General features: G+C 43.0%; 24 protein-coding genes. 15 read left to right on the top strand and 9 right to left on the bottom strand.

Annotated features, from left to right (window positions below; translation table 11 throughout):
- Positions 1-218: 218 nt before the first annotated feature.
- Positions 219-974, bottom strand: a complete 756-nt coding sequence (locus MUCPA_RS18175; RefSeq protein WP_169316186.1) for a hypothetical protein — start codon at positions 972-974, stop codon at positions 219-221.
- Positions 975-1,088: 114 nt separating this feature from the next.
- Between MUCPA_RS18175 and MUCPA_RS18170 the strand changes: the two genes are divergently transcribed.
- The 6 genes from MUCPA_RS18170 (at position 1,089) to MUCPA_RS18145 (ending at position 5,648) form a co-directional block, all read left to right on the top strand.
- Positions 1,089-1,952 (top strand): YicC/YloC family endoribonuclease, encoded by an 864-nt coding sequence (locus MUCPA_RS18170; RefSeq protein WP_040627648.1) that lies wholly within the window; start codon positions 1,089-1,091, stop codon positions 1,950-1,952.
- A 114-nt stretch (positions 1,953-2,066) separates the two neighbouring features.
- Complete coding sequence (gene gmk / locus MUCPA_RS18165) at positions 2,067-2,636, top strand: guanylate kinase (protein WP_008508377.1); 570 nt, start codon at positions 2,067-2,069, stop codon at positions 2,634-2,636.
- Between the two features lie 16 nt (positions 2,637-2,652).
- Positions 2,653-3,225 carry a nicotinate (nicotinamide) nucleotide adenylyltransferase gene (gene nadD, locus MUCPA_RS18160; protein WP_008508375.1) on the top strand — a complete coding sequence of 191 codons (573 nt, stop codon included), beginning with the start codon at positions 2,653-2,655 and terminating at the stop codon, positions 3,223-3,225.
- Between the two features lie 71 nt (positions 3,226-3,296).
- Positions 3,297-3,896, top strand: coding sequence for a tRNA-(ms[2]io[6]A)-hydroxylase (gene miaE / locus MUCPA_RS18155; RefSeq protein WP_008508373.1), 600 nt, complete (start codon positions 3,297-3,299; stop codon positions 3,894-3,896).
- Positions 3,897-4,425: 529 nt separating this feature from the next.
- Positions 4,426-4,749 (top strand): hypothetical protein, encoded by a 324-nt coding sequence (locus tag MUCPA_RS18150; RefSeq protein ID WP_008503961.1) that lies wholly within the window; start codon positions 4,426-4,428, stop codon positions 4,747-4,749.
- Entirely contained in the window at positions 4,746-5,648 is a 903-nt protein-coding gene (locus MUCPA_RS18145; protein WP_008503962.1) for an IS3 family transposase, read from the top strand. The genes MUCPA_RS18150 and MUCPA_RS18145 overlap by 4 nt, the downstream gene beginning before the upstream one ends.
- A gap of 752 nt (positions 5,649-6,400) precedes the next feature.
- On the opposite strand, the gene MUCPA_RS18140 is transcribed toward MUCPA_RS18145, so the two are convergent.
- Both MUCPA_RS18140 and MUCPA_RS18135 read right to left on the bottom strand, forming a co-directional pair.
- Positions 6,401-7,996 carry an FAD-dependent monooxygenase gene (locus MUCPA_RS18140; RefSeq protein ID WP_008508372.1) on the bottom strand — a complete coding sequence of 532 codons (1,596 nt, stop codon included), beginning with the start codon at positions 7,994-7,996 and terminating at the stop codon, positions 6,401-6,403.
- A gap of 3 nt (positions 7,997-7,999) precedes the next feature.
- Positions 8,000-8,710, bottom strand: a complete 711-nt coding sequence (locus MUCPA_RS18135) for an SAM-dependent methyltransferase (protein WP_008508371.1) — start codon at positions 8,708-8,710, stop codon at positions 8,000-8,002.
- A gap of 53 nt (positions 8,711-8,763) precedes the next feature.
- On the opposite strand from MUCPA_RS18135, the gene MUCPA_RS18130 reads away from it, so the two are divergent.
- Positions 8,764-9,480 carry a hypothetical protein gene (locus MUCPA_RS18130; RefSeq protein WP_008508370.1) on the top strand — a complete coding sequence of 239 codons (717 nt, stop codon included), beginning with the start codon at positions 8,764-8,766 and terminating at the stop codon, positions 9,478-9,480.
- A gap of 182 nt (positions 9,481-9,662) precedes the next feature.
- On the opposite strand, the gene MUCPA_RS18125 is transcribed toward MUCPA_RS18130, so the two are convergent.
- The 4 genes from MUCPA_RS18125 to MUCPA_RS18110 all read right to left on the bottom strand — a co-directional run bounded on the left by MUCPA_RS18125 (position 9,663) and on the right by MUCPA_RS18110 (position 13,395).
- Positions 9,663-10,916: a pyridoxal phosphate-dependent aminotransferase gene (locus tag MUCPA_RS18125; protein ID WP_008508368.1), complete on the bottom strand. Its 1,254-nt coding sequence runs from the start codon at positions 10,914-10,916 to the stop codon at positions 9,663-9,665.
- A 218-nt stretch (positions 10,917-11,134) separates the two neighbouring features.
- Entirely contained in the window at positions 11,135-11,614 is a 480-nt protein-coding gene (locus tag MUCPA_RS18120; protein WP_040627643.1) for an NUDIX hydrolase, read from the bottom strand.
- A gap of 79 nt (positions 11,615-11,693) precedes the next feature.
- Positions 11,694-12,542: a dienelactone hydrolase family protein gene (locus MUCPA_RS18115; RefSeq protein ID WP_008508365.1), complete on the bottom strand. Its 849-nt coding sequence runs from the start codon at positions 12,540-12,542 to the stop codon at positions 11,694-11,696.
- 169 nt (positions 12,543-12,711) lie between these two features.
- A complete protein-coding gene (locus MUCPA_RS18110; protein WP_174316912.1) occupies positions 12,712-13,395 on the bottom strand; it encodes an OmpA family protein in 684 nt (227 codons plus the stop codon).
- Positions 13,396-13,484: 89 nt separating this feature from the next.
- Between MUCPA_RS18110 and MUCPA_RS18105 the strand changes: the two genes are divergently transcribed.
- Positions 13,485-14,294, top strand: a complete 810-nt coding sequence (locus tag MUCPA_RS18105; RefSeq protein ID WP_008508361.1) for a Rossmann-fold NAD(P)-binding domain-containing protein — start codon at positions 13,485-13,487, stop codon at positions 14,292-14,294.
- A 56-nt stretch (positions 14,295-14,350) separates the two neighbouring features.
- On the opposite strand, the gene MUCPA_RS18100 is transcribed toward MUCPA_RS18105, so the two are convergent.
- Positions 14,351-15,220 carry an AraC family transcriptional regulator gene (locus MUCPA_RS18100; RefSeq protein ID WP_008508359.1) on the bottom strand — a complete coding sequence of 290 codons (870 nt, stop codon included), beginning with the start codon at positions 15,218-15,220 and terminating at the stop codon, positions 14,351-14,353.
- Between the two features lie 145 nt (positions 15,221-15,365).
- On the opposite strand from MUCPA_RS18100, the gene fucP reads away from it, so the two are divergent.
- From fucP to MUCPA_RS18065, 7 genes are all read left to right on the top strand, one after another.
- The gene (gene fucP / locus MUCPA_RS18095) at positions 15,366-16,655 is read left to right on the top strand and encodes an L-fucose:H+ symporter permease (protein ID WP_008508357.1); all 1,290 of its coding nucleotides are present in this window, start codon (positions 15,366-15,368) and stop codon (positions 16,653-16,655) included.
- A 5-nt stretch (positions 16,656-16,660) separates the two neighbouring features.
- Positions 16,661-16,993, top strand: coding sequence for an L-rhamnose mutarotase (locus MUCPA_RS18090; RefSeq protein ID WP_008508356.1), 333 nt, complete (start codon positions 16,661-16,663; stop codon positions 16,991-16,993).
- Between the two features lie 55 nt (positions 16,994-17,048).
- Positions 17,049-17,813: an SDR family NAD(P)-dependent oxidoreductase gene (locus MUCPA_RS18085; RefSeq protein ID WP_008508355.1), complete on the top strand. Its 765-nt coding sequence runs from the start codon at positions 17,049-17,051 to the stop codon at positions 17,811-17,813.
- A 108-nt stretch (positions 17,814-17,921) separates the two neighbouring features.
- Positions 17,922-18,779: a fumarylacetoacetate hydrolase family protein gene (locus MUCPA_RS18080; protein WP_008508354.1), complete on the top strand. Its 858-nt coding sequence runs from the start codon at positions 17,922-17,924 to the stop codon at positions 18,777-18,779.
- A complete protein-coding gene (locus tag MUCPA_RS18075) occupies positions 18,766-19,596 on the top strand; it encodes an amidohydrolase family protein (protein ID WP_008508353.1) in 831 nt (276 codons plus the stop codon). Before MUCPA_RS18080 ends, MUCPA_RS18075 begins: the two co-directional genes overlap by 14 nt.
- Before the next feature lie 28 nt (positions 19,597-19,624).
- On the top strand, positions 19,625-20,413 hold the full coding sequence (locus MUCPA_RS18070; RefSeq protein WP_008508352.1) for an SDR family oxidoreductase: 789 nt from the start codon (positions 19,625-19,627) through the stop codon (positions 20,411-20,413).
- 678 nt (positions 20,414-21,091) lie between these two features.
- Complete coding sequence (locus tag MUCPA_RS18065) at positions 21,092-22,105, top strand: zinc-binding alcohol dehydrogenase family protein (protein ID WP_008508350.1); 1,014 nt, start codon at positions 21,092-21,094, stop codon at positions 22,103-22,105.
- Between the two features lie 114 nt (positions 22,106-22,219).
- Here MUCPA_RS18065 and MUCPA_RS18060 read toward each other — a convergent pair whose 3' ends face one another.
- Entirely contained in the window at positions 22,220-23,002 is a 783-nt protein-coding gene (locus MUCPA_RS18060; protein ID WP_008508348.1) for a fatty acid desaturase family protein, read from the bottom strand.
- Between the last annotated feature and the right edge of the window lie 39 nt (positions 23,003-23,041).

Here is a 23,041-nt window from a genome sequence, read left to right as displayed (position 1 = left end):
TAATTAATACATAGCGCAGAAACACCCGTCCAACCCTCTCCAACGGCTATTAAGTTAAGGAATTTTGCCCGCAAAGACGCTAAGGCGCAAAGTTTTATGTCTGGTTTACGATGGCAAACAGGCGAAATTAATACAAGTTCAGTATATCCCTGACTGGCCAGATCGGGGAGCTTTTTGTAAGCAACTTCTCAAATCCTAACAATACAACCTTATCGGCTTTAATTTAATTTCTGTAAACCGGGGCGCAGGCCATTGTCCTGGTAATCTTTAAACGATTTTTTGATGTAATTAATCAGGTCGTAATCGTTCCATCCTTTCAGGTCGGGGTAGGATGGCTTGTATGATTCTACAAATTTAGTTAGTTCTTCGTCTTTAAGCCCCGTTATTTTCCCAACGATGCTTTTATTAAAACGCTTGTCAACCTCGGCATTTTCCAGTTCGCTGGATGAGTATCGTTGAAACCTTCTGGCATGTTTAGGCCCGCCACCCAATAAATCGTACAATCCGTTCAGCGGGCTCGAAACAACTGATCCAACAGTTGCCTTTCCGTTGTTGTAAATTCCCTGGCTGTTGTACTGTTTCATTACCTCCTGCATTTCCTGCTTTTTGGTAACTCCTTTAATGTCAACCTGGTTCAGGTTAATTACCGATTGCATGTACACCATTAAGGTATTCTCGGTAATAATGCCTATTTTCTGGTCAGCAAAATCTTTCTGCCTGAATAATAATGAGTCGCCCTTTACGCATTTGATCTGGAAAATTCCAAGATCATCCGTTGTTACAATAGCGCCATTATTAAGGTTAGCCACCAATACCTTGCTGATCCTCTGGTTAGATCCGCTTTTTAACACCACCCCTTTTAATACAAAGTCCTGGTTTTGAGCTTTTGCCAACAGAGCAACACAACATAACAGTATTGCAACCACCGCGCAGGTGCATTTATATAAGCCGATTTGTTTTTTATAACTATCCAATTTTTCAAAAATAACTATTTCTATGTCAAAAATTGTTAAATGGTTGTTAAATATCACTTTAAAGGGTATTTAGGTATCCTGAATAAATTTCTATCTTTGCACATGATAAAATCCATGACAGGGTATGGACTTGCCAGCTATGATTCGGGCAGCACAAAATATACCGTTGAAATTAAATCCCTGAACAGTAAATTTCTTGAATTAACTCTAAGGATCCCCAGATCGTTTTCTGATAAAGAATTTCAGTTACGCAACGATTGCAGCAAGCAATTGGAGCGTGGCAAGGTTAGCTTATCCATCAATATAGAACAAGTTAGCCAGGCTGTTAAAGCGGCCGGTATTGATACCGTGTTGTTAAAGCACTACTTCCAACAGCTTAAAACCGTTAGTGATGAGCTTAACGAACCAACTTCTAACCTGCTGCAGCTGGCACTGGGTTTACCGGAAGTGGTTAAGTATGATGATGATGCCGTATCCGACGAGGAATGGAAAATTGTTGAGCAAACTTTTCAAAAAGCTGTAGCTGCTTTCCAGCAGTTCAGGTTAGATGAGGGGAATGTTTTGGAGCAGGATATTAAGGCCCGTATAGGCATTATTATGGATAACCTTAAAAAGGTTGAAATTGAGGAGCCTAAGCGTGTGCCTGTAATCCGTGAAAGGCTGAACCAATTTTTAGCAGATAGCGTGGGCCGCGAAAACCTGGACCAAAACCGTTTTGAGCAGGAGCTGATCTATTACATCGATAAACTTGATATCACCGAGGAAAAGATACGCCTTAAAACCCACTGCGAATATTTTATCGAAACACTTAAAAATGCCGATGCCAATGGCAAAAAGCTGGGTTTTATTTCGCAGGAGATTGGCCGGGAGATCAATACCATAGGCTCAAAAGCAAACGATGCCAACATCCAGAAATTAGTTGTAGGCATGAAAGAAGAGCTGGAAAAAATAAAAGAACAACTGTTGAACGTGCTGTAGTTTTTTAGTTAGCAGTTATTGGTTATTAGGTTATTGGCTTAAGCAAACCCGGATAGTAATAACCTATAACTCATTAACTTAATAACTAATACCCAAAAACCCAATACCGAATACATGACCCAAGGTAAACTCATCATATTTTCAGCGCCTTCCGGAGCTGGTAAAACTACTATTGTACATCACCTGTTAGGCCATATACCCGACCTGGAATTTTCCATCTCGGCAACTACGCGTAAGCCCCGTGGCGATGAGCGGGACGGAGTAGACTACTACTTTATCTCGAACGAGGAGTTTTTACACCGGATTGCCAAAAAACAGTTTGTTGAGTTTGAGGAAGTTTATACGGGCACCTTTTATGGCACCCTGCGATCGGAGATCCAACGGATATGGGATAAAGGCAAGCATGTGATTTTTGACATCGACGTAGAAGGGGGCCTGCACTTAAAAAGGAAATACGAAGAGCATGCCCTGGCCATATTTGTACAGCCACCATCGTTAGAGGTATTGATTGAACGTTTAACAGGCCGCGGCACCGATAGTAAAGAAAAACTGCAGGAACGCTTTGTAAAAGCCGAAAAAGAACTGAATTATGCCCCTCAATTTGATATAATCCTAAAAAATTACGATCTTGAAACGGCTTGCGCGGAAGCCAGGCAGTTAGTTACTGATTTTTTAAAAACATAAAACAGCAACAGGCACAATGAAGATCGGTTTACTATTTGGTTCGTTCAATCCAATACATATCGGCCATTTAATTATAGCCAATTATATGGCCAACCATACCGATCTGGATAAAGTATGGCTGGTAGTATCACCCCAAAATCCGCTAAAAAAATACGGCGACCTGATTAACACTTACGACCGGTTAGAAATGGCCCGCCTGGCTACCGACAATAGCGAAAACCTAAGCGTTAGCGATATTGAACTAAAACTGCCACAGCCATCGTACACCATCGATACGCTCACCCTGCTTAAAGAAAAACATCCCGAGCATACCTTTGCCCTGATTATGGGATCAGACAACCTGGTATCGCTGCATAAGTGGAAAAATTATAAACTCATCCTGCGCGACTACCAGATCTACGTATACCCGCGTCCGGGATATGAAAACACTGATCTGGCTACGCACCCCTCCGTACATATCACCATGACGCCCTTAATGGAGCTATCGGCAACATTTATCCGTAAATCAATCGCCGAAAAAAAGAATGTCCAGTTTTTTGTTCCCGACCCGGTGCTAAAATTTATTGAGAGTAAGGGTTTATACAGGTAAGTAAAACATCCTTATTGATGTTCTCTGCAAGACACTTCTTGTCTTCATAACTAACTCCTATCTTTGCTCTCGTGAGCGAGAAAACCATCCTAAAACTGCAATTACCTACCGACCCGCTATGGGTTAAAAACGTTGTGGAAAGCAATATTGAAGAGCTACTAACCGACCATGCTTATTGCGAGCAAAAGGCCGCCAGCAACGCCATTACATTAATTGTACAAAACCCCAACTACCCCGACCTGGTGCAGGAGATGGCTTTGCTTGTACAGGAAGAAATGGACCACTTTAAACGCGTACACGATATTATCATCAAACGCGGATACAATTTAGGCAAAGAACGGAAAGATGATTACGTGGGCGAACTTTACAAGTTTTTAAAGCACGGCGGAACCCGCCAAAGCCAAATGGTTGACAGGTTGTTGTTTTCGGCCATGATAGAGGCCCGGAGCTGCGAACGCTTTAAAGTATTGTCCGAAAATATCAATGATGATGAGCTGTCCATTTTTTACCACGAACTGATGATCAGCGAAGCCACCCACTATACCATGTTTTTGCGACTGGCTAAAAAGTACGCCGGCGATATTGATGTAGACGGAAGATGGAAAGATTTTTTAGCCTACGAAGCAAATGTGGTAAAGAATTATGGGAAGAAGGAAACTATACATGGGTAAATTCAGGATAGTGGAGTTTTAAAAGAATTTGAAAGGCCCGACTATACGCCGGCCGGTAATTACTAACAATCAGCTCTTTACCCCCAACTTACCCCATCGTCATTGCGAGGAGGAACGACGAAGCAATCTCTAAACTATACAGAGCGAACTTGCATGGCCGATCTGCCTAAGTAGAGATTGCTTCGTACTTGGCAACGACACGCAGATATGGCATAAGTTCATTAATATCAGCCTCTTATCCCATCGACATTGCGAGTATCCGATCCGGCCAGCCCGGAAAAAAACAGGGATGACATTCGAAACCTGTAAGCTATTTTGCGCAAAAAGAAAAGTGCGCAAAAGCCTGACTGCACGCCGGGCCTGGAGTTGGCCCGTGGGCGGAAGGATCGGGCAGTCTTGATTTTTTTGGTTCTTTTTGTACCAAGACAAAAGTAACAGCCCTTCACGCGGCGATTGAGCGTGCCGATGCTTTAAATTAAGAATACTGTGTCTAGTCCTGAAATAGGTTTACACATTAAATAAACCAAAAATGGAATATAAAAATGTGTCAGCAATCCTTTATGATCATAATGAAGGAGGATTAGGTTACCGTATATTAGCAGCGAAGTACGGAATAAGCCGTGATCAAGTACATCGTATTGTGATGTCAAAACATAATAAGCCAAAAAAAGCCAGAGAAATAGTCCGGGTGGTGAAGGAAGAATTACCGATACCTGATGACATAAATCTACTGAAAAAGGAATTACGCGAGGCGCGGCTAAAGATCGAGTTGCAGGATTTTATGCTCGATATATCCAGTAAGGAGCTCGGCATCGACCTGCGAAAAAAACATGGCACCAGGCAGTCCAAATGAAAATGCAAAGTTGCCCACGCGGTCTTCGTGGGTTTTGCAGACTGCTTGGTCATTCACCGCAGGCGTACTATCAGCACCAGAAATTGTCAGGCAAAAAATCGCTTGAGGAGGACCTGCTTATCCAGCAAGTACTCTATCACCGTACTTTTCAGCCTCGGCTTGGATGCCGGAAACTGCATGTGATGATGGAACCATTTATGGAAGGTCATGACATGTATATATGCAGGGATCTGCTTTTTGACTTGTTGCGGGAAAATGATTTACTGATTGTAAAGAGAAGGCGCAGTCAGCCCCAAACAACAGATTCCAATCACTGGATGAAGAAATATCCCGACCTTATAAAGGACATCAGGTTAAGCCGCGCAGATGAGTTATGGGTAAGTGATATTACCTACATACGTCTGAGAAAGAAGAAGTTCGCTTACCTGAGCCTGATAACGGATGCTTATAGCCGTAAGATTGTTGGCTTCTGTATGCATATTGATTTGTCGGCAGAGGGGCCGCTGACAGCCTTGGAAATGGCGTTAAAAGGGAGGGCAAGCGATAAGCCATTAATACATCATTCCGATCGTGGCTCACAATACTGTAGCGACGGCTATGTAACCTTATTAAAATCTAATACTATCAATATCAGCATGACCCAAAGCGGCAACCCCAAAGACAACGCTATTGCAGAAAGAGTGAACGGGATACTTAAACAGGAGCTGCTTGAAGATGCTTATTCGAATAGTAATCAAGCGCAGTGTTCGGCAAAAATAGCCATCGATATTTACAACCGGATGAGGCCGCACAGCAGCGTGGATATGATGACACCGGAAAAGGCGCACACGCAAACCGGCCCGATCAAGCGCCGGTGGAGAAATCTGCTTAACCATCCGACAGCAAAAGTGATGGCATAGCTTTTAAACAAAAAGAAAGGAGATAACAAAAAGAAAAAAAGAAGCAAAAAAAGAAAAACGTGTTGGAATATGGAAAACTGAAGGAGTTTCCCACATTCCAACACTACAAGCAAACAACAACAGTTATTCTTTATCTTTATAAAACTGTAAACCCATTACAGGACTAAAATAAAGTGTAAACTTGAAACAGGATTAATCAGTAAAATGTGTAAACCTTTTTCAGGACGTGACACTGTATATTAGAGCAATAATTTACGCATTGACAATCAGTGGCTTATGCAATCGAAATGATAAGCCGCATCAAAAAAACACCTCGTACAGGGCCATGCCGCACGTCCTTCTACAGGCTCGGGATGACCGCTTTCGCGCACAAAAAAAGGGCGTGTCATACTGAGTAAGGCTCCGGCTCTAAATTAAGAATACTGATTTTTTGCAGAAAAAAAATACGCAGTGATAATCAATAACTTAAGAAGACATCATTATAAGATTTAGCCTGTGAAGACAAAACAACAACAGTATGCGCTCGCAGAGGCCACCGCACCTTGCTTCGACTACTGAGCCTGACGAAGTACCAGCATGACACCCATACTGATAATCAACAACTTAAGCAAGAATCAGTATCAGCAGATACGGTAAAGTGATCTCTATACAATTGGGCAAACTTCCAAATCGAACCTGGCAATGTAGTGCAGGCCTTGGTAAGGCTATCTATTTGATCAAGCAAGTTTGCATTTATGTTCAACATATCCCACTCACTTCACCATCCCCACCACATTCTTCATATAACTATCAATCTTAACCATATCAACGCCATCATTGATAAACCCAATGTACATATCCGGGCGCACAATCAATGTTTTTTGCTGCCTGGCGGTAACTTCGAACTCATTAAAAACATGCCGGTTTTTGTTGCTTGGCGGCAGGTAAAAAAAGTTAAGGGTACCGGGATAGTTTTGGGTTATCCATCGCGCCAGCCTGAATAACTCCCCTTCGGATAACTGCCCCATCGCTATAAAAGTAAAACCCGGCTTACTGCACCATTCGTGCAGGTCGGTTTCAATCAATTTTTTTTCGTCAAAAACCGTAAGATACGGCAGCCTGTCACCCGCTTTTATTTTGGTGGACTGGCTTAAATGCAGGTTTATTTTGCTGTCGCGATAATTGATTCCTATTTGCGATATTTTAGTAAAAAAGGTTTTACGCAATTTGGCGTTACCCCATACTTTTTTTAAAATACTCGGCAACAACCATTTTTTGAGTATCCCAGCCCAAAAGCCATCAGATAAAATAAAGTTAAAAGCGCGATCTGTGGTTTTCAATAACTCCCTGGCAACAGGCATCCGCTCGGCGGCATAGCTATCTAATAGTGCAGGGTTATACTGCCCATTAATGGCACCTGCCAGTTTCCAGGCTAAATTATACGCGTCCTGCAGGCCCGTATTCATACCTTGCCCACCCACCGGCGAATGGATATGCGCAGAATCTCCTATTAAAAAACTCCGCTGGTTATTAAAACTCCCGGCCATGCGGTGATGCAGGCGATAAGTTGTAAACCAATGGCATTCGGTAATACCCAGTTTGTTTTTTGTAATATTTTTGAGGTGCGGCTCAATATCGCCGAGAGTTAGTTTTTCTATCGATGATAATTCGGGGGGCAGGCTGCCTACTATTCTGTAGCGCCTATCTTCGGGCATTAAAAAAAATGCCGCGAAGCCACTATCCGATAAAAAAAGATGGATATGGTCATCTTCCTGATGCTCCAAAGTAATATCAGCCAGGTAAAACCCATGCTGGTAAGTATCGCCATTAAACGGAATACCAAGTTGTTTACGTACCGTGCTGTGCGCGCCATCCGCGCCGATAAGCCAATCACAGCTAAGGCCAATTTCTTCACCGGCATTTTTCAGTACTACGTCAATATGTTTTTCTTGCTGATTAAAAGAGATAAGAGATGTATCCCAATAGACAGGGCAGCAGTTTTGAGTAAGAAAATCAAGCAAAAGTCGTTCGTTTTTGCTTTGAGGATACATCAGCAAAAACGGGAACAGGGTTTGCTGATCGCCCATATCGCTTAGCGACAGCCCGGCCATCAGCTTACCTTCCTGGCTAAAATCAACCCCTAAAGCTTTTTTTCCCTCGTTTAAAACCCTGTCTGAAACGCCCATTTGACGATAAATTTCGAGCGAGCGGGCCTGTACAGCTAAAGCACGCGACTGATCCGTAGGTCCTTTTTTATCGTCGATGATAATTGGCTGGATGCCATAACGTAATAATTGAGCCGCCATCATCAGCCCCGAAGGGCCTGCACCTACAATTAAAACAGAGGTATGTTGCGTGGCAAGTTTCATTTGTTATGAACGAAACAGCAGAAAAATAGTTGGCCTTTTATGCAAATCAGGGATTTGTTTTTTCCAATTGGCAACCGGCATGGTTTTAATCAGTTCGGTATCCGCTGTAATATCGCAAGCAATGCACAGCCTGGTTTTAGGGTTACAGCTCTTTAAAACCTCTTCGAGCAATGAATTATTACGGAACGGCGTTTCAATAAAAATTTGGGTTTGGTTATTCCGCTCTGCCAACATCTCCAGCTCTTTGATCCGTTTACTGCGTTCAGCCTTATCTATGGGCAGGTAGCCGTTAAATGTAAAGCTTTGCCCGTTAAAGCCCGACGCCATTAAGGCGAGCAAAATAGAGCTCGGGCCGGTAAGTGGCACCACTTTAATGCTCCGTTTATGCGCCTCGGCAACAATATCGGCTCCCGGATCGGCCACGCCGGGGCAACCGGCTTCGCTCATCAACCCAACAGATTTTCCGGATTCAAGCCCCACAAAAAACTCGCCTAAGCCGCTGCTCCGGTTGTGTTTTCCATAATCATGAATAAGCAACTCGCTTTGCGGTGTTTTTAATCCGGCCTCTTTGAGGCAGCGCCGGGCTGTTTTTTCGTTTTCTACAATGTATTCGTTTATGCTGTTGATGGTATCAACCAGGTACGGCGTAAGTGATTTGGCTACCGCGTTTTCGGCAAGCGGAACCGGAATTAAAAATAGTGTTCCTTTGGGCATATGCAAAAGTGGCCTTTTTTTTGTAATTTAAACTCCGGAAAGGAGCTACAAAAATGAAATCGTTAGGAATTAATTGGTTTGTGGAGGGCTACATAGATTTTGAGCATAAAAAATATGTACTGCTCGACTATTTACAGGAGATTAACCGGCATTTTGATAAGAGCCGTTTATATCCCAATTTAACTGATTTGATATTTCACTACAACAACCTGGTATGTTTTAAGGAGAATAAAACACACCTGCAACAAGCTTTTCCGCAAAGGTTAACCAAGGCCGATATTGACGCCGTAAAACTTACCTACAAAAAAATAGTGCAGGATGATAGCTCGATGCTCGAAATTGAGCAGATTATAGCTTATGCCATTAATAAAATGGACCCCACAATTAAAACGGGTAAAGAAATCTATGATTTTGTGGAGCGAAATCTCAATATTGATCCGGTTGGGTTAATTCCGCTCATCCCTTATCATGGTTATTTCTCGTTACGCAACGGCAGCCAGAAGGGCAATTGGGTTTATGAGTACCAGATTACCATTTTTGAAACCAAAGACGATAAATACCGCGGCATTAATACCCGCCTGGTGGATGTATATGAGCAAAACCTGGTAAACACACCTGAAGCTATTAAAAGCGATTTGATTTACCGCTACAAGCATTTGCCCAACCCGGCTGTTTACCATGTAGAAAGTGGAGTAACTTTTCCGCTGGAACAAACCCTGTTACCCGTAGCTAAAAAAAGCCTGGTAAAGTATATCTCTAAAGTAGCTTAGTGAGAAGAAGCAAGAGGTAAGAAGCGAGAAGCAAGAAGCGAGATGTAAGAAACAAGAGGCTACAAGTAAGAGCCAGAAGAAAAGGCATCACCTCTTACTTCCTGATTCTTACTTCTTGACTCTCTACTCTCTTCCCCTCCACCCTCTTACTTCCTGATTCTCACTTCTTGCCTCTTCTAAAACTATAACTTAGCTAACGCAGTTTTAATCCTCGGGATCATCTGCTGAATCTCTTCAAGAGCGCATGCGCCTACCGACGCGCGGAACCAGGTGAGATCGTCATCAGTACCGAAGGCCGAGAATGGCACCAATGCACATCCAGCCTCTTTAATCAGGTAAAAATTAACATCTGCCGAGTTTTTGATCAGGTTACCATCGGGTGTGGTTTTACCGGTATAATCAATTTTTACGGTAAGGTATATCGCACCCATTGGTTCAATCGCATCAACCGAAAATCCTTCGCCCTTCAGCGCCATAAAGCCGTTATATAATGCTTGCAAGCTGGCCTGAATGCGCTCTTTCAGTGCGTCCAGGTAATTGGTAACACTTGGCCTGTCCTTTAAAAACGAAGCCATGGCAACCTGCTCCGCTTTTGGCGCCCATGCGCCCATGTGGCCTACAATGGCCTTCATGTTGTTGATAATTTCTGCCGGGCCAAAACCCCAGCCTACCCTAACACCGGTGGCGGCAAAACATTTGGACGATCCATCGATAAATACAACGTAATCTTTCAGCTCGGGGCGTAAAGAAACCGGATCGTAATGTTTGTGTACCCCAAAGGTTAATTGCGAATAGATCTGATCGTACAAAACGTACAAAGGCTTTTCATCGGCGCTCCGGCTCTTATTTTCTTCGATAACCAGGTCGCATATTTCTTCCAAAGCTTTTTTGGTGAACATGGTACCGGTTGGGTTAAGCGGCGAACACAGGGCCAACATAACAGCCCCTTTTAAATGCGGACGAATTTCATCGGCCGTAGGCATAAAATTATTTTCGGGGCTGGTTTGTACTATGGTAGCTTCCGCAGTTAACAAATCGCAGTAGTGATTATTGTTCCACGATGGTGCCGGGAATACCACCTTTTCGCCAGGATCAACCAGGGCCAGGTAAGTGGCATAGATGAGCGGCCTTGAACCGCCCGAAATCAGGATCTGGTTTGGTTTATAGTCCAAATGATATTCTGAAGTGATAAAGCCGGATACACTTTCGCGCAAACTTAATACGCCATCAGCAGGCGGATAATTAGTTTGATTGGCATGATAAGCATCAACAATACCTTGCTTAAGCTCGTCCGGAATAGGATAGATATTTGAATCAAAATCGCCTATGGTTAAATTGGCAATATTCTGTCCTTGTCTTTTTAATTCATTGATCTCGCCCGCGATCTTAATAATTTCAGATCCCCGCAGGTTTTGAGCCAACTTTGATACCATCATGATTTTTATAATTTAAGAGGTGCAAATATAGAGGATTATAAACAAATACCTTACTATACCTTTAGCTGCAAAAGCGGGTTTAATAACTTGCCTGCTTAATAAATATTTCAGGCCCTTCAGCCCCCTCCCGAGCACTATTAAGTTAAAGGATTTGCACACAAAGGCGCAAAGTTTTTATGTCTCGTTTCTTAGCGTCCTGGCGCCTTTGAGTGACTCTTTTATAATTTTCGGGTTGTGTGTTTGCTTAACATCACTTGCAGCTCCTCAATCAGCGGAAACTGTGCCGGGTTTATCTTATCTCGTGCCCCGTCTACAGTAAACCAGGCTGCCCGGTCAATTTCTGGAAATGCTTGTATCCTACCCGATGATGGCGGCCATTGTATCTCAAAAGTATTGCTCACGATGGCACCGGCATCAATATCGCCTTTTACTGCCCAGGTATGTATATTTTTCCCGCTTTTTAACTTAACGGGCTTTAGTTTTAAAAAATCGCCGGTGATATCAAAGCCGGTTTCTTCCTTAAACTCGCGCCGGGCAGCCAGCAGAGCATCTTCATCATCCAAAAATTCGCCTTTCGGTATACTCCAACTGCCCAAATCCTTATTTTTAAAAAACGGCCCACCGGGATGAACCAATAACACTTCAAGGCTGTTGCTTATCAACCTGAATAACAGTATGCCCGCGCTTTGTTTAGCCATATTTTTAACTATATAAAAATAGTTCATACCTATAATTACAGGCATGAACCATTTAAAAAATCCGAACTCCGAAATTACGCTACTTTAACCGGGGTTTTAAAAAGGCCAGAGTATGTGCGTAAGCATCTTTGCCAGCTGTGCTGTTGTAGTTAGGTCCGCTTGGGTTTGCAAAGGCGTGGTCGGCATCGTAACTATAAACAGTTAGCTTTTTACCAGCTTTCTTCATATTCTCTTCAAAAGTGGCAACTACCTTCGGATTTATCCACTGGTCCTTATTACCAAAAAGGCCAAGCACATCTGTATTCAAAGTTTTTAATTTGTCCACATCCTGTTCTGGCATACCGTAGTACATTACGCAGCCCACCGCTTGTTTGCCTGCAAGCAAAGTGGTTTGCAAACTCCAGCCACCGCCAAAGCACCAGCCAATGGTAGCAATACGCGCTTTGCTACCAGCATAAGCAATGGCACCTTTAACAATAGCCTGTGCGCGGTCTTCTTTAACGGACTGCATTAATTTAGCTGCTTCATTGCGGTCAGCGGTTACTTTACCGTCGTATAAGTCGAGGGCTATAACATTCACGTTGCCCAGGTCGTTATACAATTTTTCAGATACCTGTTTAATATAATCGTTTAGCCCAAAGTACTCATGTACCACCAGCAAATAATTATTAGTTGTTTTTTTGGCTTTCAACTCATAAGCAACAGCGGTTTTGCCATCGGGGGTTTTATAAGTGATGGCTTTAGCTATAGCACTTTGAAAGCGGAAAGGCAATGGATTAGGATGTGCCTTAACAAATTTAGGATTGTTTGCCAGCATGGCAAAGCGTTGCGTGGCTGTTGGATAGCAACAAGCTACAGGTCCTTTGTTTTGGCTGTACGCCATTGAGCCTGTTAAAATAACGGCAATAAGTAGTAATAACTTTTTCATGGTTTTATTTGGGTTGTTGTGGTTTAAAGTTAACCAATTATATAACCTGTTTGTTTAATAATAACAACAAAGTCCCTTCCGAAATTAACGAAAGGGACTTTGCTTATTTATGAGTATTAAAGTTTCGAGGACACAACATTGAGTACTCAAAGCTTTAGGCTCAACACTATTAATTTACAGCTACTTGTTTAGCCTGATTCTTCATCTGGTCGTTAGCAACAATTACAATTTCAACACGGCGGTTTTGCGTACGGCCATCAACTGTAGTATTGTCGGCAATAGGCTCGGTATCGCCTTTACCCTGTGTTGTTAAACGAGATGCATCAACACCGGCAGCAATAGCGTAAGCTTTTACCGCTTCGGCCCTGCGGACAGACAGGTCCATGTTGTGCGCCGCGGTACCGGTATTATCGGTATGGCCCACAATCAAAATATTGGTTTCCGGATTCTTTTTTAACGAGGCCGATAATTGATCAATATTTGTTTTAGCAACAGGCTTAAGAGCTGTTTTATCAATATCGAACAAAATACCTGAGTCAAATTTAACAATGATACCCTCGCCTTCGCGTACTACTTGCGCTCCGGGTACGGTATTTTTTATTTCGGCTGCTTGCTTGTCCATATTACGACCAATAAAAGCTCCTGCCGTGCCACCCAAAGCACCACCAATAATAGCACCCAAGGCCGTATTGCCTGCCCTTTTACCTATCAAAGCGCCTATGGTACCACCAGCACCGGCACCTATTGCTGTACCTTTTTGAGTTTTTGTTAACGAATTGCAACTTGTACCTAACATTGATGCCATAGCCAATGCGATGCTAAATGTTGCCAACTTTAATTTGAACGCTTTCATATCAATTATAATGGATTGTATTTTTTGATAAATATACAAAGGAAGTGCCAAAAAATTTAAATGATACCTTTGCATTTTAAATACAAATTTTGGATAAAAATATAAGCATTTTAGGTTGCGGATGGCTTGGCTTTCCGTTAGCTATTCAACTGGTAGCCAGTGGGTGGAGGGTTAAAGGCTCTACCACCACTATTGATAAAATTAATTTATTATCGGCTAACGAAATTGATCCTTATTTAGTACATCTGCAAGAAATAAAAGATTCGGATACGAATTTATTTTTAAACAGCGAAACGTTGCTGTTTAATGTGCCACCATCTTTAAAAAAACGGAGTGAAACAGAATATCTTGAACAAGTGGCCAACCTGGTAAACTTTGCCCGGTCCTCGCCGATTAAAAAGGTAATTTTCATCAGTTCAACTTCCGTTTATCCCGAACTTAACAAACCCATTATCGACACTGATGATGTTGACGAAAATACAGTGGTGTTTAAATCCGAAAAATTATTTACCCAGTGTTCATCCTTTAAAACTACCGTTATCCGTTTTGCCGGATTAATTGGCCCTGGCAGGCATCCATCCCGGTTTTTTGCCGGCAAAAAAAACATCCCTAATGGCAAAGCCCCTGTAAACCTCATCCACCTGGATGATTGTATTGCCGTAATTAAAACTGTATTAAATGCGGAATTGACGGCCCCAATTTATCACGCAGCCGCGCCATCGCATCCCACCCGTGCGGCTTTTTACACAGCCGCCGCCCAACAGGCCGGATTACCTTTACCCGAATTTATTGATGAACTGGCAGGATGGAAAATGATTGACTCAGTTCAGCTTGAAAAGGATCTGGGCTATCGTTTTATTTATCCCGACCTGATAGATTCGTTGAATCATTGGAAATAACAAAACAACTATTCAAAACTTACTGACAGGAAAGCTCGGATTCAAAAATCCGGGCTTTAAATCCTGGTGTATTCCCTTTGATAGCCTAATGGGCTTTTCCCGGTAATCAGTTTAAAATATTTATGAAAACCAACCAGGTTGTTAAACCCGCATTCAAAACAAATCTGTTTGATACTCAACCTGTCTTCAATAAGCAGCTTACAGGCATCCCCTACCCTGATCTCGATTAAAAACTGGGAATAGGTTTTGCGCGTTCGCGATTTGAAGTAACGGCAAAACGAGTTTTCACTGATGCGGGCAACCTCGGCAATCTCCTTTAACTGTATTTTTTTTCTGAAATTGGCTAACGAATAATCATAGATGGCGTTGATGCGTTCGTTCTCTATATCGTTAAAATCGTGCCTGAAACCTATCGACGATAAAAACACAAGATTGTTGCATGCTGCAATTTCTGATAGTAACTCAATCAGGGTAATAATTCTGTACATCCCCTCGCTAAGTAACAGCTTTTTAATTAACAACCGTGCCGCTTTGGCAGTTTCTGCTGGTATATAAATGCCTCTTTTGGCCTTCTCGAGCAAGTTTTTGATAGACTTGCTTTCGGGCAAATTTAAAAACTGATCGCCCAAAAAGTTTTCCGAAAAATGAATCACGGCAGCATCTGCATGAACTTCTGCATTTTCCCTGAAATAGGTATCATCATATCTCCAGTAATGGGGCAAATGGGCGCCAATTAAAACTACATCGCCTTCGTTAAACCGCTTAATATTATCCCCTATAAACTGGGTGCCGCCACCCCGGCGGATGTGAATTAACTCTACTTCGGGATGATAATGCCAATGGTTATTGATGTACGGGAAAGTATCCTGCCTGATACTAAATGAGTGAGCCGGGCCATTGGTAACTTTAAGCAGTTGTGGTTTCATTAAACTAAAAACTCGTCGATATGAATAAAATTGTTATTTATATGCCAAAATAGTTTATTACTTAAGCAAATCAAAAAAATTAATATATGCCAAAACCTTCTTTCTTTGTATAAACCAATTTATATTTCTTAATCCGGAAAAACCTATGCAGCCAATTGCGCCCCCAACGGTACAACAAGAAGGAAAAAAGAACGGACAAACGTTTGCCGTTATTCTGATCACAACCCTGTTTTTTTTATGGGGATTTGCCTTGAATCTTAATCCTATCCTTATCCCACACCTAAAAAAAGCCTGTCAGTTAACAGATGTACAGTCGGCCTTTATCGATTCGGCGTCATACATAGCTTACTTTTTAATGGCCATACCTGCCGGGCTATTTATAAAAAAGTATGGTTATAAGGGCGGCATAACCATGGGCTTATTGCTTTTTGCCATTGGCGCATTTTTGTTTTATCCAGCCGCCCAGACACTGCAATACGCATTTTTTCTTATCGCTCTATTTATTATCGCCAGCGGCCTTACTTTTTTAGAAACCGCTGCCAACCCTTACATTACAGTATTAGGCGATCCTGAAGGTGCTACACAGCGTATTAACTTTGCTCAGTCATTTAACGGCTTGGCGGCTACCATGGCTCCCTTTATTGGTGGTAAAATCATCCTGTCGGGTAAAACACTATCCGATTCAGAAAAAGGCTCCATGAGTGCCGAGCAATTAAGTAATTATTTCCATACTGAGGCTTCGTCTGTAAAGCTACCTTATATTATTATCGGTTTAGTTGTGCTAAGTATCGCCATTATGATATGGAAAACCACCTTGCCAGAAATTAAAGAACCGGCCGATCCGGAAATGGAAGCTAAAGATTCCATATTTAAAGAGGGTAACTTAATGCGAGGCGTGTTAGCGCAGTTTTTTTATGTTGGGGCACAAGTATGTGTAAGTAGTTTTTTTATCCGGTTTTCGCAACGGGTGGCAGGCATTGAAGAAGTATCAGCATCGCAATACCTGGCAGCGGCTCTGTTTGGTTTTATGGTTGGCCGTTTCTTCGGTACGTTTATTATGAGGTTTATCTCGCCTTCAAAGCTATTGGCTTTATACAGTGTAATCAATATTTTATTGTTGGCATTAGCAGTGCTATCGCATGGCAAAATATCAGTATATGCACTGTTTGGTGTTGAGTTTTTTATGTCAATTATGTTCCCAACCATTTTCTCGTTAAGTATTCGCGGTTTGGGCTCTAAAACAAAACAAGGATCGTCCTTAGTGATTATGTCTATTGTAGGGGGAGCCATTTTCCCGGTTATCATGGGTAAGGTATCTGATGCTACTAATATACAAACAGCATACGTTGTACCAGCAATCTGTTTCCTGGTTATACTATACTTTGCAATCAAAAACTTTGCTGTTCAAAAAATAACGCTATCTGTATCACACTAAATAGAATGGCAAATCAATATTGTTTAGCACTCGATCTGGTTGATGATGTCACTCTGATTGCCGCATACGAAGCATACCACACGCAGGTATGGCCCGAAATAATCAGGAGCATTACAGACTCGGGGATAACCAGCATGGAAATATATCGTTTTGGCAACCGTTTATGTATGACCATCGAAACCAACGATACTTTTACTTTTGAACGTAAGGGAGCAATGGATGAGGCGAATCCAAAAGTACAGGAATGGGAAAAACTGATGTGGAAATATCAGCGGGCTTTGCCCGGTGCAAAACCCGGAGAGAAATGGGTTTTTATGAACAAGATTTTTCAATTATAGTAAATTAAAAATTTAAAAGCATCGCCCTTACGGCGAATGGATTTTAAAAAGGCTTATGTTAAACTTAAAAGGAAAAATAGCTGCTGTTACCGGCGGCGGAAGCGGCATTGGTAAAGCGGTAGCCAAGGTATTTGCCAAACAGGGTGCAGATGTTCATATTTTAGATCTGAGCCTACAGTCAGGCGAAACAACCGTTGACGAGATTAAGGCGGATGGCGGCATTGCTTACGCACATGCTTGCAATGTGAGCGACCAGCAACAGGTGAGCGCCATATTTGATTATATCGGCATTGTGAACATACTGGTTAATAATGCCGGGATAGCCCATATTGGCCGCGCCGACACCACTAACGAAGAGGATTTTGACAGGGTTTACAGCATCAACGTAAAAGGGGTTTACAACTGCCTCCATGCGGCACTGCCCATCATGAAAGCCAACGGCGGCGGAGCCATTTTAAACCTGTCATCAATTGGCGCCATAGTAGGTATTTCCGACAGGTTTGCCTACTCCATGAGCAAGGGAGCCGTACACGGCATGACTTTATCAACCGCCCGCGACTATATGGCCTATGGTATCCGTTGTAACTCGGTATCCCCGGCAAGGGTACACACCCCATTTGTAGATGGCTTTATTGCCAAAACCTATCCCGGCCGGGAAGAGGAAATGTTTGAAAAACTATCCAAATCGCAACCGATAGGCCGGATGGGCACACCCGAAGAGGTAGCCAACCTGATCTTATACCTGTGCTCGGATGAGGCATCGTTTATCACCGGCTGCGATTACCCTATTGATGGCGGATTTATTAAACTGAATAATTAGGAGCCCCACCCGGCCTCCCCTGAAGGGGAGGTGAGCATTGGCGGCTATTGTAATAATATAATAAAAATTAAAAAGTCCTCCCTACCGGGGAGGATTGAGGAGGGGCTTATGAAACTGATACGATACGGAGAAATTAACCAGGAAAAAACCGGCGTTGTGCTGAATGATCAATACTATGATACATCGGCATTTGGCGAGGATTATAATGAGCTATTTTTTGAAACTGATGGCTTAGCCCGTTTAAAGGCATTTTTAGATGCCAACCAGGCCTCGCTTATGCCTATACCTGACGGCGTGCGCCTGAGCAGCCCGGTGGCAAGGCCATCAAAAATTGTTTGCATCGGGCTAAACTATGCCGACCATGCCAAAGAAACCGGCGCGGCTATTCCGCCTGAGCCTGTTGTTTTCATGAAAAGCACTACCGCTTTAGCCGGCCCTTATGATGATATCATCATTCCAAAAAACTCGGTTAAAACCGACTGGGAGGTTGAGCTGGCCGTGGTAATTGGCAAAAAAGCCAGTTATGTGGAAGAAGCGGACGCGCATCATTATATTGCCGGATATGCTTTGCATAACGATGTATCTGAGCGCGAGTTCCAGATTGAGCGTGGTGGTACCTGGGACAAAGGCAAGGGTTGTGATACCTTTGCTCCTATCGGCCCATTTTTGGCAACGCCTGACGAAATTGCTGATGTGGATAACCTGCGAATATGGTTAACCGTAAACGGCGAAAGTATGCAGAACGGCACAACCTCCAACCTGATATTTAAAATACCTTTCCTTATTTCGTACCTCAGCCAGTTTATGACACTGCTTCCGGGCGACGTCATCTCTACCGGTACGCCTGCCGGTGTTGGCCTGGGCTTTAAGCCTCCAATTTATTTAAAGGCCGGTGATGTGGTTGAATTAGGTATTGATGGTTTAGGCACTTCAAAACAAACCGTAAAAGCTTATGCCGCGCATTGATGCACATCAGCATTTCTGGATTTTTGATCCGGTTAGGGATAGCTGGATCAACGATGACATGTCGGTTATCCAACGTGATTTTTTACCGGCCGATCTGCGCCCTGTATTAACAGCAAACGGTATGGATGGCTGCATTGCCGTACAGGCCGATCAATCGGAGACACAGAATGATTTTTTACTGTCGTTAGCCGATAATAACGATTTTATCCGGGGCATTGTGGGCTGGGTTGACCTGCGCGCCGAAAACATCGCCGACAGGCTGGAATATTATAGTCAGTTTAAATTGATGAAAGGTTTTCGCCATGTGCTACAGGGCGAAGAGGACCGGGCGCTGATGCTAAAGCCTCAATTTATGAACGGCATCGGTAAATTAAAAGATTACGGATTTACGTATGATATTTTAATCTTTCCGGACCAGCTCCAATATGTGAGTGAGTTTGTAGAGGATTTCCCCGACCAAAAATTTGTAATAGACCATTTAGCCAAACCCTATATCAAGGATAAAAAAATTGATGAGTGGGCAAGGGATATCAATACCGTTGCGCAGCATGATAATGTATGGTGCAAGGTATCGGGCATGGTTACGGAAGCGGACTGGAAAAATTGGAAAGCTGAAGATTTTTTTCCGTACCTGGATGTTGCCTTTGAAGCCTTTGGCGCCGATAGGTTGATGTTCGGTTCCGATTGGCCCGTATGCCAGGTTGCGGCAAGCTATGCCGAGATGAAAGGCATTGTTGAACAATATACATCTGCCTTATCAGTTGATGAGCAGGCGATGTTTTGGGGCGGCAATGCGGCCGGTTTTTATCATGCATAATATAAAACTCACAAAGGGGGACAGGGATATGAATTTACAGCTGAATAATAAGGTGATCATTGTAACAGGTGGCGCTAAAGGTATTGGTGAGGGTATTTGCAAAGTATTGGCCAACGAAGGGGCCATCCCGGTAGTTGTAGGCCGCAAAAAAGTGGATAATGATATTGTTGTTGCTCAAATTGAGGCGGCTGGCGGCAAAGCTTTCCAGGTTGCCGCAGAATTATCCATACCCGGCGAATGCCAGAAAGCGGTAGATACTGTTGTTGCTCAGTTTGGGCGGATAGATGGCCTGGTAAATAACGCCGGCATTAACGACGGCGTTGGCCTTGAGGATGGTAATTACGAAGGGTTTATGGCATCCTTGCATAAAAACATGGTTCATTATTATTTAATGGCCCATTATGCTTTGCCCGAGTTAAAAAAAGTAAGGGGTTCTATCGTAAACATCACCTCTAAAACTGCCGAAACCGGCCAGGGGCATACCTCGGGCTATGCTGCGGCCAATGGTGCCCGTAACGCCTTGACCCGAGAGTGGGCAGTTGAGCTGTTAAAATATAGTATCCGTGTAAACGCCATTGTTGTTGCCGAATGCTGGACACCCGCTTATGATGCCTGGATACACGGCCTTGACAACCCGGATGAAAAGCTGGAAAAGATCGTATCGCTGATCCCGTTTGAAAACCGGATGACAACCGCCGAAGAAATAGCAAACACAGCGGCTTTTTTGCTTTCAGAGAAGTCGAGCCATACAACCGGGCAGATACTGCATGTTGATGGTGGCTATGTGCATCTGGATAGGGCTCTGGCTAACGCGTAAACAGGATTTTTCAATATCCGATTTAAGCGGGGAAAAGGATAATCAACCGCTTAAAAATACGTCATTATAAGTGAAAGACCGGGCGGGCCGGAAAAAAACACGGATGACGTTTAAAATATCTTAAGCTATGTGATTGCGAGATTTAAAACACGCGGTCTCTGTCGGATGAAATGCCAAGGGAATACTGCTTTAAGAGGCCACCACACCGTGCTTCGACAGGCTCAGCATGACACCCTTTTTATGTGCAAAAACTGTCATCCTAAACCCGTCGAAGGACATCCTGAGTAAGGATGTCGGCCAGCGGAAAAAAAATAGGGAATGACGTTTGATCCTTATGGATTAACAAACGCAGATAGAAAATGTGCGCAAAGGCCTGACTGCACGCCGGGCCGGGTTGGGCCTGCGGGCGGAAGGATCGGGCAGTCTTGATTTTTTTGGTTACTTTTTGTATCAAGACAAAAAGTAACAAGCTCTTCCGCGGCGAATGAGCGGGCCGATGCTATCAATTAAAGAATACTGATTATCGGAGCAAAAATAGCACATTGATAATCAGCGGGCCGAATATGATGCATACTTACCGCTTTTAAAAGATCCCTCCTCGCGTCGGGATGACATGATGGAGAGAGATTTAGCAGTGCTTTTTTAATTAAATAATTCTCAAATTAACATTTCAAAAATATGAAAACATTAGTATGTACCACTCCCGGACACTTTGAATACCAGGAAGGTATAATGCCCCAGCTTACTCCCGGGCATGCTATCATTAAAATAAACCGGATAGGCATCTGCGGTACCGACCTGCACGCCTTTGAAGGTACACAACCCTTTTTTAGCTATCCACGCATACTGGGGCATGAGCTGGGCGGCGAGCTGGTAGATTTTGACGACGCCCCTGGTTTTACCAAAGGCGAAGCGGTTACCTTTATCCCCTACTTTAACGATGGCACCTGCATTGCCTGCCGAATGGGCAAACCAAACTGCTGTACCCATATCAAAGTATTTGGCGTACATATTGACGGTGGCATGGCCGAATATGTTTCCATACCATCGTACGCGTTAATTCACGGTGAAGGTTTGAGCGCTGATGAGTTGGCCCTTGTTGAACCTTTAGCCATTGGCGCGCACGGTGTTCGCCGGGCGGATGTGCAACCAGGGGAATTTGTGCTGGTTGTTGGCGCAGGCCCAATAGGTCTCGGCATTATGGAGTTTGCCCGCATTGCAGGCGCTCAGGTTATTGCCATGGATGTTAACCAAAACCGCCTTAACTTTTGTAAAGACAAGTTGAAGGTTCATCATACCATTAACGCCGCTTCGGACGATGTGGATGCTGCTTTAAGAGAAATTACCAGTGGCGATTACCCTACGGTTGTAATTGACGCTACCGGTAACCTTAAAGCCATTACAAATGCTTTTCAATATATGGCACATGGCGCACGATATGTGTTGGTAGGTTTACAAAAAGGCGAGATCAGCTTTAGCCACCCGGAATTCCACAAGCGCGAAGCTACCTTAATGAGCAGCCGTAACGCCACCCGTGCTGATTTTGAGCACGTGATAGCGTCTATGAAAAAAGGATTGGTTGACCCGACCAATTACATTACCCACCGCGTTGGCTTTGATGGTGTAAAAGATGATTTTGAAGGTTGGCTTAACCCGGCCAATGGCGTAATTAAAGCTATGGTATCGCTTTAACTATTAATTATAACTGGGGTTGGTTAAATCAAGCAAATGAGCCGAAAGTAACCAACCCCTATTATTGTTAAAAAAATTCGGTGCAATAGTCAAAAGGCATGAGTACCTGCTATATTAAAATGTCGACTTCTTTTCAATTTCGGGTAAGGCTTGATCTATGCGTTTGGATAACTCCGGAAGTTTGATAGTTGGCACCGCCGGGAATAGATGATGTTCCAGGTGATAAAACATGCTGAATGTTATTTTATTTTTCCATTTTTCTCTTTGCGTTCTTGCAAATTCAGGAGAATCGTGTGTATCATGGTGTACGGTCCAAACAGCAAAAAAAGCCATTAAAAATTCGCCGATGATCATCACAAGGCTATGATAAATAAGAAAATAAATATGGAAGTAAAAAATCACAAAAAGAAACAGCGAGATAGAAGCTAATTCGACAAGCACATTACGTACATAGTTTTTGTTGCCTAATTGCAAGGTTACTTTATGGATCAAAAAAATATGAATAGGCCCATATAATATAGCTCCATACCATGTCATCGCTGCTGATTTACCTTCATAATCCTCCTCGTTCAAGCAATATTTATGATGCCTGATGTGGTTAAATTTAACCGCGTGGATAGATACCATCATCAAAACACTATTGCTGTATAAGGTAAACCATGTTAAAAACTTATTGGTACCTAATGAATTATGAAACCCATTATGCACCTGCCTTAAACCGGTTAAAAAGAAAAAGGCTGAAAACGGCAGGGCAAAAATATAATAACCATAATAAGCCAGAACCCAAGAAATGATGGCCCAAGGGATAGTCAAGTTGTTCTCTATCAGCAATTCGCGAATACTGAGACTTCGTAAATCCTTCCATTCAACTTTTTTTAGTATTTCGGCATGTGTCATTGTCGGTGAAATTTTGCACAGGAAATATAGGAAAATATT

This window comes from Mucilaginibacter paludis DSM 18603 (assembly GCF_000166195.2).
In the GTDB taxonomy this organism is placed as follows: domain Bacteria; phylum Bacteroidota; class Bacteroidia; order Sphingobacteriales; family Sphingobacteriaceae; genus Mucilaginibacter; species Mucilaginibacter paludis.
This window is presented reverse-complemented; position numbering and strand designations above follow the sequence as displayed.